This window comes from Mesorhizobium sp. GW821-FHT07A06 (assembly GCF_059419085.1).
Genome location: NZ_JBWKRC010000003.1, coordinates 521,451 through 534,531 on the forward strand (window position 1 = coordinate 521,451; position 13,081 = coordinate 534,531).

Consider the following 13,081-nt stretch of genomic DNA (forward strand, 5'->3'; position numbering starts at 1 on the left):
GGTCGGCGCAAGCACAAAATGCCGGCCTCACGTCGAACGGCGCGCCAGCGCCGCCTGGCGCATCATCGCCAGGACCCTGTTCCGGTCGCGGCTGGGTGGGCTTTCGTTCGTCCCGCCTGTCATCGCGCCAATGGCGGTTTCGGAGCAGCCGCTACCAGTGCGCACCTCTCCGTCATCTTCAAGCGCCGGAGTGCTCGTTACCGCTGCCGTAGCCCGAGGATCGGCGACTGCCGGCGTAGATGCGACCAACGGTCGATTATCGGCCGGCGCTGCGGACGGGGACAAAAATCCGGTGTTCGGAAATGGTGGCGTGCGGCTTGACGGTTTCGCCGCACGCTTCTCCTGCAGCCGCTTGCGCTGCCGCCCGTAGACGCCGCGCAGATGTGACGGCGGGAAAGCGCCTCCATCTCTACGCAGAACGCCTGCGTTGGCGAGCAGCCGCGAAATCTGCTCCCACGTCAGCCCGGACGTCCGCATGTCCTCAAAGGCGTCGATGTGTCTGGTAACCAGCCGCTCGACAGGAATAGGCCCTGCCGGACTGAAAAAATCAGTGGCCAACCTGGCCGCCATCTCATTGTGATCGTGCTTCATGCCAAAAAGCATGAGCCCGATGCCGATCGGCGGCAAGCCGCCGATTCAAAACGAGTCATTCCGCAACGTTTCGAATGTCACGAAATGACTCAAATTGAATCCATCACACCTGTGCATCGTTGGATGGCGCCGGCCTGGTGGAAACTTCTTCGACGTTTTCAGCAACCTGTAAAAGTCGGGATGCGGTCATCGTTCCGGCCTCATGAAAGCGGAACGATTGTCCGCAGGGCCCTAATGGTAGTCCGCTGATCTGGATCTATTCATCTCGGTCGTGCCTGAAGCACGTGCACAGGTTCAGATTTTCCAGATCGTCGGTCCTTCGACCGGTTGCCATTACGTCGTCGTCGCTCTCACCATTGCCCCACCCTCATCGTCAGGGTGGATCCCGCTTGTTCTCAGGCAGACATCGATATCGATACTATATTTCAGGCGACTGCTGACAAGGCCTGATTGAACCTCTCGCCCCGACGCATGACCGCCCAGGCGATCCGTGCCAGCTTATTGGCGACCGCCACCGTCACCACCCGGGTCGGCCGCCGCGCAAGCAGGCCGTTGATTCAGTCTGCAAGCCCGGGCTTATTGCGGGAATATCGGATCACAGCCGTCGCGCCCAGCACCAGAAGCTTGCGCAGATAGGGATCGCCCTTCTTCGAGATGCGGCCGAGATAGACCCTGCCGCCGGTGCCGCTCTGGCGTGGAACAAGGCCGATCCAGGCCGCGAAGTGCCGACCGGACTTGAATGCACGGGCATCGGCGATTGTCGCCGAAATGGCCGATGCGGTGATGAGACCGATGCCAGGAATGGTCCGCAGCCTCTGGCTGATCTCGCTGGCGCGATGATTGGCGAGGATTGCCTTTTCAAGCGCAGCAACGCGTACCTGGAGATCGTCGATCTGTCCCATGATCAGCTCGACACAACCGCGAACTTCATCGGGCAGGACGGCCTCGCTGGACCCGCGCGCAAGGTCGTGAAGCGCGGGTAGGCCAGCGCCTTTTCCAGATCAGGCCGGAACGCCTCGAAATCCACAACCCGCCCATAGGCTTCGAGTTGATCGCCCAGGTCGCTCAATCGTCGAAGCCGATCATCGACATCGAAAAACCCCGGTGCAGCCCCCATCGAAATCCCCCATCGCCGCGAACAGGCCGATGGAATCACAAACCGACGGAAATGGCGAGATTAATAGAAGCGTCCAGCTGGAGCAGATGCTTGTCAATGCTCGCCGTTCAACCGAGGATTGGAACGACTTCCTCCAAGCCTTCGTCCACGACGAGGAACTCATCGCGCGCGTCAAGGCGAAATCTCCGCGGTAACAATCGGGCGGTTACGAACGACTTCGCCGTTCTGGTCGGTTCCGTGGTGACCTGCCACTGAGTTTTTCCTCCATCTGAGATTAGAGTCCGGCCCTTGATCGAAGGACGGACTAATGAAGCGGAAGCGATTTACGGAAGAGCAGATCATTGCGGTTCTGCGCGAGCATGAGGCGGGCGCGAAGGCTGGCGATCTGGCTCGCAAGCACGGGGTTTCCGAGGCGACGCTGTATAACTGGAAGGCGAAGTATGGCGGGATGGACGTATCCGACGCCAAGCGCCTGAAGGCTCTGGAAGACGAGAACGCGAAGCTGAAGAAGCTGCTGGCGGACCAGATGCTGGAGGCCGCGGCGCTGAAGGAGCTTCTGTCAAAAAAATGGTAGGGCCCGCCGCCAAGCGCGAAGCCGTCGCGCATCTGCAGGCCGTTATGGGCCTGTCGGAGCGGCGGGCCTGTTCCTTCGTCGGTGCGGACCGCAAGATGATCCGCTACAGATCGTGCCGCCCGCCAGAGACTGAACTGCGCGGCCGGCTACGGGACCTTGCCAATGAGCGCCGGCGCTTCGGCTATCGGCGGTTGTTCATCCTGCTGCGGCGGGAGGGCGAACTGTCTGGCATCAACCGCATCTATCGGCTCTATCGCGAGGAAGGGTTGACTGTTCGCCAGCGCCGGGCGCGGCGACGAGCGGTGGGCACGCGAGCGCCGATCCTGGTCGAGGCAAGACCGAATGCGCGCTGGTCACTGGACTTCGTGCACGACCAGTTCGCCTGTGGGCGGCGCTTTCGCGTGCTGAACATCGTCGATGACGTGACGCGCGAGTGCCTGGCTGCGATCCCGGACACATCGATCTCCGGTCGTCGGGTGGCACGTGAACTGACCGATCTGATTAGCCGTCGCGGCAAGCCGGACATGATCGTTTCCGACCACGGCACCGAGTTCACCTCCAACGCCATCCTTGCCTGGTCGAAGGATCACCGTGTCGAATGGCACTACATCGCGCCAGGCAAGCCCATGCAAAACGGCTATGTCGAATCCTTCAACGGCCGGATGCGAGACGAGCTCTTGAACGAGAGCCTGTTCTTCGGCATCGACCATGCGCGGAGCGCTATCGCCGAATGGAGGGAGGATTTCAACACCGCGAGGCCTCACTCCTCGCTTGGATATCAGACCCCGGCGGCCTTCGCCGAGGTCTTTACCGCAACCGGACATCCGGTTGCCCAACCCACGCCTTACGGCGTAACAGAAACGGCCGAGGCTCTAGTCGCCGCTGGATGAAAGTTCAGTGGCAGGTCAGTGGATTTGGAAAACATGCTTGGCCAGGTCAAGGCCGATAATCAGTGCAGGCATCAAGGTTACTCCCTTCGAGTGAATCCCGATGTCTACCTTGCCACATTCGCGGACTTGGCTACCGGCGCCATCCACACCTTCATCGGCAGTGCTTATCTAAGAGTCCGTGCCGAAATTGATCACGAATAGCGCACGTTACCAAGATAGTGGATTTCACGATCTCCGCTCGTATGCTATGTTTAGTCTACTATCGCTGGATTGAGGGTGGAAGCCTGTTCTGTCGAACTTCATGACTATAGCTAGTCGGTCGTGAAGAACTCGATTTCTGCGGTTTGTGAGTTTAGGCGAACGTCGGTCGACCCCTTGTGATTGAGGTCAGCGCCGCGGCAGCGCCGAGCGTGGCCAGGAGCAAGGCGCAAAAGATCCTCAGCCATGCCAGGAGCAGGCGGATGTTGTGCCCGGCGGCGACGAGGATGACGTTGATGGCGTCGCCGTGGGCGCCCTTCAGCCAGTGGCGCTCGAGTTTTCCGTCGGCCTTGGTGTGTCCGATGATCGGTTCGACGGCGCTTCGCCGTTTGAGTTCACGCTTGACTGTCGGCGAGGCGATACCGCGGGTGTTGGCCAGATAGACTTGCGGTGCGGTCAAGCCGTGGCCGCGATAGCCGCGGTCGACATAGGCGCGCTCGACCCTGGCGCCGGTCAGGCGTTCAACCTGGGCGATCTGGCTTTGGAGGGTGTGGCCGTCATAGGGCAAGCCAGGCCGGGCCTGGGCGCCGACGATGAACTGTCCGCCCTTGGCGCGGGCATTGGTGACGGCGAAGGATGCCTTGACCCCGAACTCATAACGGGTGCGAGCCTTGCCCTTGGCGATGCATTCCACCTCTGGAGCATGCAGGGCATAGAGCTTGTTGGGGTCGCCGGCCTTCTGTGCGAGCAGCCGGGCGATCGGTTCGGCGACGGGTCGAAAGGCCGCCTCCAGGTCCGGCTGACCGGCGATCTTGCGGCCGATGTCACGATAGAGCCGGCCGACAAAGGTGCGCATGCGGCGGACTTCACGCAGGGCCTGCTTGTGGCCACGGGTGTGAATCAGTCGTGAGACCTCGCGTCGGGCGCGGCTCGCCAGCCGCACGAAGGATTGACGCAGCACCAGGCCATGCCGCCTGGCGAAACGGTTCAACCATTCCACTGCGCGCAGCAGAAGACCACTGTCGGTCGGGTGCGCCACGGCCTTGGTCTGGGCGGTCGTATCGATGGTGATGCGTTCGAATTTGCCGGCATCCACCGCCCTGGCCCTCTGAGCCGCCGCCAGGGTTTCGGCCAGCAACTCCTCCAGTCTGTCCTGGCCAATCCGGCCCCGCCAGCGCGTCATTGACGAACGATCCAGCGGCAGCTTGTGCTCGAAATAGGTCGCGCCGCAAAAGACTTGGAAATAGGGGTTTTCCAGCCATTGGGCGCACACCGCATCGTCGGACAGTCCCTTGGCGTGCTGGAGCAGATGCAGCCCGACCATCAGCCGTGTCGGCAAGCCCGGTCGGCCTGTCTTGTCAACATAAAGCCCGCCAAACGCCGCATCGAAACGGTTCCAGTCGATCAGCATGGCCAGCCGAACCAACTCGTGGCGGTCATCCACAATCGCGTCCAGTCGCGAGCGGAACAGGTCCTCGTTGCTGGCTTTTGACGGCGGCTTTGGACGCATCAGACATTCCCCGGTTTCGACCCGAGGAGTGAATCATACTTCGCAAACGCTGAAAACCTCGAACCAAGACGTCCGGCGAAATCGCAAACTTTTACGCCCCAAAGTCCCAAACCCTTGCGAAATCGAATACTTGAAACCGCCCAAAAATCCAACCAACGCAGGCGGTTGCGGGTTTTTCACGACTGACTAGCTACGTTAGGCTGTTGTATAAAGTGGACAAAAATTATAAATCGGTGGTTATCACTAAACGCTTACGTCAGTTTTTAAAGAGAAGGCACTGGCATTTTTCCTTGTGGAAATCTGCGCATCGGGTTCTAATACATGATACGGGTATACCTTTGAATACTGTAATCGTTTTCACATTGTCCCGTCAACGATTCCGATCAGGCGCTCGATAAGTTTGCTGCAGCGATTGCTGCGGCTGTCCGACGCACCTTACAAATGCAGTGGTAAAGCTTGAGACGAATCACGGCAGCATTTCTCCGCCAGGCCAGCATGCGATTTAATGCAGATTGCATCTATAATAATAATTTTATTAACCCGACTTAAATCTTCGTAATTCTAGGAGCATTTCATCAAGGTTTTTGCACGGAGTAATTCCAAGTTTCTTAAGTTCACTTGTTACATCTACGGGAATGCCAGAATTACTATTGTTTGGTATTTCATTCAGCTTTCCACCTATTATTATGGGTATATCCATTCCTTTTTGTTCAAGCTCTTTTTTCACAGCTTTTGAATATGAAAGCGCGACGCCGTTGTAGGTGCTGATAGCGATGACGTCGGCGCCCACGTCCATCGAATGAGAGACCAAGTGCTCGGGATCGACCGCGACTCCTGCATCTTCGATCGATACTCCTAGACCTTTGAGCACTTCCTCCACTAGATATTTGCCGTGCTCGTGAACGTCTGTCGTACCGATGCAAACTGTCAGTTCCTGGGCTGCATCTAGAGGTCGTTGCAGCCGCGTCCAGTGTTGGGCTTTTTCATAAAGTTCTCGAGCCCATTCAGCATGGACAAGCGGGTGGCGTCCCTGGGTTGTTTCAACGCCGGGGCCATAGAGTTGCTCCAGGCGCTTCGGCCCGATTCGACGGATTGCGAGCAATACAGCTGCCGCGTCGGAGATATCGATTCCAGCTTCGGCCAAGCCATTTATAACCGACGAGGCGAATTCCCGACCACCGACCACCAGTCTGTCGGCCAAAGCCTCCACGGACGACCAATCGATCAGAGGTTCGTAGTAGGGAGCATGATTTATGAGACGGTGAGCAAATGTCTGCGCGTCAATGATCTCATCGATGTCTGGGATGCGCAGGTTTTCGGTGACCGGCACTGGATTGATCGCATGACCGGTCGGCCATCGCCCCAAAGCCAGAATGTCGGCGGTGAGATAGCTCGCGAGGCTCGCATAGTTACCTGCGGCAGACGACTGATATGCAACTGTATTACCAAAGATCATTGTACCGGGCGTGTCATTCACCTGTTTCAAGGCCGAGTGAAAAGCCATCCGAGAACGAGGATCACTGAAATGATGTCCGTAACAGTGCGCCAGACGAGCCCCGACAAGATCTTCTACAATGTATTTCTCGATAAGAGCCATCCCAAGCGAGCAGGACATGTCTATAAACAGACCGGCAAAACCATCATCAAGATTTGAATGAACCAGGACTTCCGAATCCTGGCCGGCGATCAGGCCTAATGCAGTCACTGTGACCTCTGTCGTCGCAACATCATCGTCCCAATAGGGTAAGCGAAACGTAAAATACTGCCCGAGATTGCCTATGCATGATGCCCCGGCCACAATAGCCGCTCTGGTATTTTCGATTGCACCAGGCAAGCCGAGCATGAAGTCGCCAAAGTGAGAGGCCGATGGGGCGGCGTGCGTTATACGGGCGAAATCCTCAGCTCCTTTCAGAACGATTCCCGTTCCGCGCGAAACATTCTTACGCATGGCTTCGGGATAACCCATCGACCAGTCCAAGGTTATTCCGAACCGATCGACTGTTATGCCCGTGTCCTTGCAGCGTCCATAGATTTCGCGAATAGCTTCTATGGTACGCTCAACGTGACGAAATCCTATATGAGCGTGCTGCATGACGCGTCCGGCGGCTGAAGTTCGCCGCTTCCATTCAGCTTCCGAGGCGACCGACCGCTGTATGGAAAACGGACTGCCGCCCAGACGCCATTCCCGAGCCATGGAACGCCCCTCGGTGATAAGTTCCTTTCCACTGCGCAAATGCCTGCTGCTAAGCGCCTGCACGTCGTCAAGAGTCAACATCTATAACCCCAAGTTTCTGGCGCCTGAGACATATTCGAGGCGGTCGTTTATGAAGATTTATTCTTCTCGAGGAATCGTGTCATGAGACGTGAGTTTCAATACGGGTCAGCTTTTGGTAAGACCCGTTGCAGTAGCAGAGAGGATCGACTTCAGGGTTCCCGCCCAGGATCATCGATACGTTGCCAATAAAGATGGTGTGGGTTCCATAGGCTGAGGACAGTTTAACGCGACACGCGATACTTGACTGCGCCGTCGAAAGCCACGGAAGTCCATCGATATTTTCGTCCGCAGATTGTATTTCTTGCCATTTTCCTTGTGTGAACCTTTCACAACCACTGTTCGTTGATATATGATTTGCGAGGTCGCGATCCTCCGCTGCCAAAACATTTATCGTAAAAGCGCCGCGGCGATTGATGTGGGCATGGATAGATGCGGACTGATCCACGCAGATCAGCAATGAAGGAGGATAGGCCGAAACGGAGCAAATGGAGGTTGCAAGCATGACATAGCGGTTGCCCGCATCAGCAGTGGCGATAGCAATAACGCTGGAGCTATGCTTACGCCAGGCCGTTAGAAATTCTACAGACGGCATTATCGAATTTGAAAGCCTTGCCGTATTCATCACTTTTTCATCCATCTAAGAAGATACAGTCGAAAATCTGTTGACTGGTGTCCTCAGGCCGAGGTTCTCCCGCAGTGTGGAACCTTCATATTGTGTCCGGTATCGTCCCATGTCTTGGAGCACAGGGATGACCTTATCAACGAATTCGTCGATGCTGTTGGGAACGACGGACGGCGCCACGATGAACCCATCGGCAGCGTTGGTGTCGATCCACATAGCCAATTTTTCTGCGACTTGCTCGGGGGTGCCGATTATATTGACGTGCCCACGGGCGTTGGCGACGTTTTCATACCAACGCCTAAGCGTCATCCCCGGCTCGTCGGCTAGTTTCCGCATCGCTTCCCCCATACTCAAGCGGGTATTTACGCCTAAAGATTTGGGGAGCGGTTCATCGACATCGATATCGGGTACTTCCATCATGTACATCTCGAGCATCGCTCTGCCCGCATCGGGATGAATCAGGGATTGAAGATACTGATACTTGCCTTGCGCATCCGCTTCGGTGTCGCCAACTATGACGGAAACTCCGGGCATGACTAGGATGTCGTCCCGTGTACGGTTGAAATTTTCGAGGCGGCCCTTCACTGAACTGTAGTAATCACGTGCGGAATCAACACTGTCAGCACCGCAGAATACGACGTCCGCCTGTTCTGCGGCCATATCTTGACCGAGTTTAGAGGCGCCAGCTTGACAGATAACCGGTCGACCTTGGGGGCATCGCGAAACGTTCAGCGGTCCTTTGACTTTAAAGAAATCACCTTCATGATCCAAGTCGTGAACTCGATAAGGATCAAAGAAACGTCCGTGGGCCTTGTTGAACTCCAGCGCCCCGCTTTCCCAGCTATCCCAAAGACCAAACGCCACCTCGACAAATTCATGAGCGCGGTGATAGCGATGCGTTTTGTCCAACTGGGCGTCGAGGCCAAAGTTATGGGCTTCAGCGTCAGACCAAGACGTAACGACATTCCAGCAAGCACGGCCAGATGAAATATGATCGAGAGATGCAAAACGGCGAGCTACGTTATAAGGCTCATTATAGGTCGTTGATACTGTTGCAGCCAGGCCGATATTTTTCGTGACCATGGCGAGCGCCGGCAAGAGCATGAGGGGATCAATCCGCGAGATCGTGCTGAACCGCGCGATTGCGTCCTTGCTTCCTTTTTCTCGAACGCCGATGCCATCTGCGAAGAAAATCATATCGAACAGACCTCGTTCAGCGGTCTGAGCGGATTCTTGATACAGTCTGATAGACATCTCGTCTTCTGGCTTAGCGTTCGGATGGCGCCAGGCCGCTTGGTGGTAGCCCACTCCGCGCATGGACAAAGCGAGCTTGATTTTCTTTTTCGTCATTTGTTAAACGCCTTGTTATCCCTGAAACGTTCGATGTTGGCCACGCCACTTTATTTGACCTATCTGAGAAAATCAGAGTAATATCGATCATCGGCTAAGTCGTAAAGAATTTCTGGCCGATCTAAGCTCAACGTCGCGCGAAATTGACCTGCCACTGAGTTTTTCCTCCATCTGAGATTAGAGTCCGGCCCTTGATCGAAGGACGGACTAATGAAGCGGAAGCGATTTACGGAAGAGCAGATCATTGCGGTTCTGCGCGAGCATGAGGCGGGCGCGAAGGCTGGCGATCTGGCTCGCAAGCACGGGGTTTCCGAGGCGACGCTGTATAACTGGAAGGCGAAGTATGGCGGGATGGACGTATCCGACGCCAAGCGCCTGAAGGCTCTGGAAGACGAGAACGCGAAGCTGAAGAAGCTGCTGGCGGACCAGATGCTGGAGGCCGCGGCGCTGAAGGAGCTTCTGTCAAAAAAATGGTAGGGCCCGCCGCCAAGCGCGAAGCCGTCGCGCATCTGCAGGCCGTTATGGGCCTGTCGGAGCGGCGGGCCTGTTCCTTCGTCGGTGCGGACCGCAAGATGATCCGCTACAGATCGTGCCGCCCGCCAGAGACTGAACTGCGCGGCCGGCTACGGGACCTTGCCAATGAGCGCCGGCGCTTCGGCTATCGGCGGTTGTTCATCCTGCTGCGGCGGGAGGGCGAACTGTCTGGCATCAACCGCATCTATCGGCTCTATCGCGAGGAAGGGTTGACTGTTCGCAAGCGCCGGGCGCGGCGACGAGCGGTGGGCACGCGAGCGCCGATCCTGGTCGGGGCAAGACCGAATGCGCGCTGGTCACTGGACTTCGTGCACGACCAGTTCGCCTGTGGGCGGCGCTTTCGCGTGCTGAACATCGTCGATGACGTGACGCGCGAGTGCCTGGCTGCGATCCCGGACACATCGATCTCCGGTCGTCGGGTGGCACGTGAACTGACCGATCTGATTAGCCGTCGCGGCAAGCCGGACATGATCGTTTCCGACCACGGCACCGAGTTCACCTCCAACGCCATCCTTGCCTGGTCGAAGGATCACCGTGTCGAATGGCACTACATCGCGCCAGGCAAGCCCATGCAAAACGGCTATGTCGAATCCTTCAACGGCCGGATGCGAGACGAGCTCTTGAACGAGAGCCTGTTCTTCGGCATCGACCATGCGCGGAGCGCTATCGCCGAATGGAGGGAGGATTTCAACACCGCGAGGCCTCACTCCTCGCTTGGATATCAGACCCCGGCGGCCTTCGCCGAGGTCTTTACCGCAACCGGACATCCGGTTGCCCAACCCACGCCTTACGGCGTAACAGAAACGGCCGAGGCTCTAGTCGCCGCTGGATGAAAGTTCAGTGGCAGGTCAAAATTTATCAGATAAATATTGCAAACGACTCAGAGATCGCGTCTTAATAAAGAATAATCTAACAATTATTAGATCTGCGCTACGGCACGAAATCGATATCATCCAAATCACAGCCAATAGCAGAAAAATATGATTTGACAGTTTAAAGATAGACTTGGCAAGTAACAGTAAGTTAACCTTTCACAAAACCTGGCTTAAGAATGCACGAGTACGTGGATCTCGAGCGTTCTTAAAGAACTCCGAGGGTGGGCCTTGCTCGACAATTAGGCCGCGGTCGGTAAAGCAAATATTTTGCGCTATTTCACGCGCAAAGCCCATTTCATGTGTGACGAGAATGCACGTCATGCCTTCTGCAGCCAACTGCCTAATCGCCAACAACACCTCCTTCACCGTTTCTGGATCGAGAGCGGCAGTCACCTCATCGAACAGCATAACATCGGGTTCCATGGCAAGCGAACGAGCGATCGCAACCCTCTGCTGCTGACCGCCGGACAGCTCGCCTGGATAACAATGTGCTTTGTCTGAAAGACGTACTTTTTCCAGCAACTTCATTGAGCGCTCGCGCACCTCTTCTCTAGGCAGCTTCAATACATGTATTGGCGCCATCATGAGATTCTCTAGCGCCGTCTTATGCGGAAAAAGATTGTATTGTTGAAATACAATTCCTACCTTCTTTCGCAATGATAGCTTATCGAGGTGCGGATCGTTAACCTTTTGCCCCTCTACTTCGATCGAACCTTTTTGAAATGGTGTTAAAGCGTTGATGCACCGGATTATCGTCGATTTACCGGAACCTGAAGGGCCGATTAGGCAAGCGGTCTGTCCCTTGAAGACATCAAACGATATACCTTTCAACACCTCTAACGCACCGAATGACTTGTGCACGTCTTGTACTGACACCATCGGCCTTGCGGAATTCCACTGTGGCATTTTTTTACTCTTGCTAGATTTTGACCGCATATTTGCGCTCCAGCCAACTGGTCCAGCGCGCAATCGGATAGATGTAGACAAAGAACAAAAGCAGAATCATCCCGTAAAATGGGATCAGAAATTCTTGGCGTGCGCCAGCAGCGGCCATTGCTTGCCGGGCGTTCCCCACCGCATCGGGGACACCGACGATGGAGGCAATCGGTGTAGAAACCGCCATAATTGCGTACCAGTTCATCCAGGAGGGCAATACGCGCTTCACACACTGAGGCAAGATAATCATCCAAAGTATTTGTCTGCGTGTGAACGCCAGGCTTTCTGCAGATTCCCATTGACCCTCTGGAATCGAGATAATCGCGCCACGCACGATTTCCGCGATGTTTGCGAGTACTTGAAAAGAGAACGCAACCGCTGCTTTGACCCACGGCGGAATGACGACATTATATCCGAAGATCGAGATTTGATACGGAACGAGTAATATCACGGCAAACAGGAGAACAAGTCCCGGCGTGTTTCGAAAAATTCTCATAAGAAAGCGAGCAAACATACGCACGAGGCCGCTCGTAGAGACGAGAGCCAAGCCGAGCAGGACCCCGAAAAACGTTCCCAGAAACATCGAAACGAAGCTCATCGCGAGGTTCATCAGGAATCCACGCAAAATGAATGGTGTCCAGGTCAGCAATGTCTCGAAAGCATTGGGACCCTCCTGGGCGCCTGTTTGCGCCTCCGCGATTCCCAGTGATAAAATAATGGTCAACAGCAACACGAGACCATGCCACGGTGAAAGGAAAGGCAATAATGAACGATCTCTAATGCGGGTCTTGTTCATCGATTTTGACCTAGCAGAAACATGCTGTTGGCATCCGTGCTGAGAATTAGCCCCGGTCATCGCCGATAGCCCGGAAGAGCGAGCCGGAACTCAATTTTTTGAATGCTCCAAGCTGTCAAACTTATTACGATGTTATAGAATAGGAACAAAACTAACATCATCTCAGGAACGTTGACATTGTCCGACCATATTTGATTTGCCTGATAGGTAATCTCGGGTACCGAGATTGCGTATGCGAGCGATGTCGTTTTCATCAGGCTGATCAGATTGATTCCTAGAGCCGGCAACGAAACTCGCATTGCAAGCGGTAGGACGATATATCGATAAGCTTGTAGCCGCGTGTATCCCAAAGCATCAGCTGCCTCCTTAGTGGACGTAGGAACCGCCTCGATGCCGGAGCGAAAGATTTCGACGTTGAATGCTCCTCCAAAGCAGCCAAGAGACAGCACCGCCCATCCGAACGAGCTAATGACCGGTTGGAAATAGCCACCCATATCCACTTGGGGCGTGAAAGATCCCAAGCCAAAGTAGAAGAACAGCAACTGCACGAACGGCGGCGTGTTACGAAAAAATTGAATGTAGCACGATACCGTCGTTCGTATCGCCCTTGAATGTGTGCCCTGGGCCGCGGCTCCGACAATGCCGACAATGATAGACAGAGCTACGCTAGCAATCATCAGTTCCAAGGAAATTGTAATGCCCGATATAAGCTTTCGAAACACTCCGTAATCGTAAAGGAAAACGAAGTTTATCCCGTAGGATTCATATAGGTAAGTGAAAAACGGGGCTATATGATGGTCGAACACGTTGACT

12 protein-coding genes and 1 pseudogene are annotated in these 13,081 nt (G+C 55.4%); 3 read left to right on the forward strand and 10 right to left on the reverse strand.

The genetic code is table 11. The annotated features are described in order from the left end of the window. Positions 1 to 27: 27 nt before the first annotated feature. The 3 genes and pseudogenes from AC07SZ_RS13025 to AC07SZ_RS13035 all read right to left on the reverse strand — a co-directional run bounded on the left by AC07SZ_RS13025 (position 28) and on the right by AC07SZ_RS13035 (position 1,708). Complete coding sequence (locus tag AC07SZ_RS13025) at positions 28 to 627, reverse strand: hypothetical protein (RefSeq protein WP_494914534.1); 600 nt, start codon at positions 625 to 627, stop codon at positions 28 to 30. A gap of 389 nt (positions 628 to 1,016) precedes the next feature. Beyond that, positions 1,017 to 1,442 (reverse strand): annotated as a pseudogene (locus AC07SZ_RS13030) (transposase); the annotation flags it as partial. Positions 1,443 to 1,495: 53 nt separating this feature from the next. Next, on the reverse strand, positions 1,496 to 1,708 hold the full coding sequence (locus AC07SZ_RS13035; protein WP_494914535.1) for a hypothetical protein: 213 nt from the start codon (positions 1,706 to 1,708) through the stop codon (positions 1,496 to 1,498). 29 nt (positions 1,709 to 1,737) lie between these two features. On the opposite strand from AC07SZ_RS13035, the gene AC07SZ_RS13040 reads away from it, so the two are divergent. Together AC07SZ_RS13040 and AC07SZ_RS13045 are read left to right on the forward strand one after the other, a co-directional pair. Next, on the forward strand, positions 1,738 to 1,902 hold the full coding sequence (locus tag AC07SZ_RS13040) for a hypothetical protein (protein ID WP_494914727.1): 165 nt from the start codon (positions 1,738 to 1,740) through the stop codon (positions 1,900 to 1,902). A 113-nt stretch (positions 1,903 to 2,015) separates the two neighbouring features. Beyond that, positions 2,016 to 3,172 (forward strand): IS3 family transposase gene (locus AC07SZ_RS13045; protein ID WP_494914536.1). Its coding sequence is split into 2 segments (ribosomal slippage): positions 2,016 to 2,268 and positions 2,268 to 3,172, totalling 1,158 coding nucleotides; the frame shifts between segments, so codons are not numbered across the junction. Between the two features lie 352 nt (positions 3,173 to 3,524). Here the strand turns inward: AC07SZ_RS13045 and AC07SZ_RS13050 are convergent. The 4 genes from AC07SZ_RS13050 to AC07SZ_RS13065 all read right to left on the reverse strand — a co-directional run bounded on the left by AC07SZ_RS13050 (position 3,525) and on the right by AC07SZ_RS13065 (position 9,127). Further along, positions 3,525 to 4,880 carry an IS5 family transposase gene (locus AC07SZ_RS13050; protein WP_494914537.1) on the reverse strand — a complete coding sequence of 452 codons (1,356 nt, stop codon included), beginning with the start codon at positions 4,878 to 4,880 and terminating at the stop codon, positions 3,525 to 3,527. A gap of 535 nt (positions 4,881 to 5,415) precedes the next feature. Then, positions 5,416 to 7,155, reverse strand: a complete 1,740-nt coding sequence (locus AC07SZ_RS13055) for a cobalamin-dependent protein (protein WP_494914539.1) — start codon at positions 7,153 to 7,155, stop codon at positions 5,416 to 5,418. Positions 7,156 to 7,234: 79 nt separating this feature from the next. After that, complete coding sequence (locus tag AC07SZ_RS13060) at positions 7,235 to 7,792, reverse strand: flavin reductase family protein (RefSeq protein ID WP_494914540.1); 558 nt, start codon at positions 7,790 to 7,792, stop codon at positions 7,235 to 7,237. Beyond that, positions 7,793 to 9,127 carry an LLM class flavin-dependent oxidoreductase gene (locus AC07SZ_RS13065; protein ID WP_494914541.1) on the reverse strand — a complete coding sequence of 445 codons (1,335 nt, stop codon included), beginning with the start codon at positions 9,125 to 9,127 and terminating at the stop codon, positions 7,793 to 7,795. A gap of 210 nt (positions 9,128 to 9,337) precedes the next feature. Between AC07SZ_RS13065 and AC07SZ_RS13070 the strand changes: the two genes are divergently transcribed. Next, a protein-coding gene (locus tag AC07SZ_RS13070; RefSeq protein WP_494914543.1) for an IS3 family transposase occupies positions 9,338 to 10,494 on the forward strand; the annotation gives its coding sequence in 2 pieces (ribosomal slippage) (positions 9,338 to 9,590 and positions 9,590 to 10,494; 1,158 coding nt in all). 198 nt (positions 10,495 to 10,692) lie between these two features. On the opposite strand, the gene AC07SZ_RS13075 is transcribed toward AC07SZ_RS13070, so the two are convergent. Genes AC07SZ_RS13075 through AC07SZ_RS13085 form a run of 3 tightly spaced genes read right to left on the reverse strand, consistent with a single transcriptional unit; the run spans position 10,693 to position 13,074 of the window. Further along, the gene (locus AC07SZ_RS13075; protein WP_494914545.1) at positions 10,693 to 11,442 is read right to left on the reverse strand and encodes an amino acid ABC transporter ATP-binding protein; all 750 of its coding nucleotides are present in this window, start codon (positions 11,440 to 11,442) and stop codon (positions 10,693 to 10,695) included. Between the two features lie 13 nt (positions 11,443 to 11,455). Further along, positions 11,456 to 12,268: an amino acid ABC transporter permease gene (locus AC07SZ_RS13080; RefSeq protein ID WP_494914547.1), complete on the reverse strand. Its 813-nt coding sequence runs from the start codon at positions 12,266 to 12,268 to the stop codon at positions 11,456 to 11,458. A 56-nt stretch (positions 12,269 to 12,324) separates the two neighbouring features. Continuing rightward, complete coding sequence (locus AC07SZ_RS13085) at positions 12,325 to 13,074, reverse strand: amino acid ABC transporter permease (protein WP_494914549.1); 750 nt, start codon at positions 13,072 to 13,074, stop codon at positions 12,325 to 12,327. Between the last annotated feature and the right edge of the window lie 7 nt (positions 13,075 to 13,081).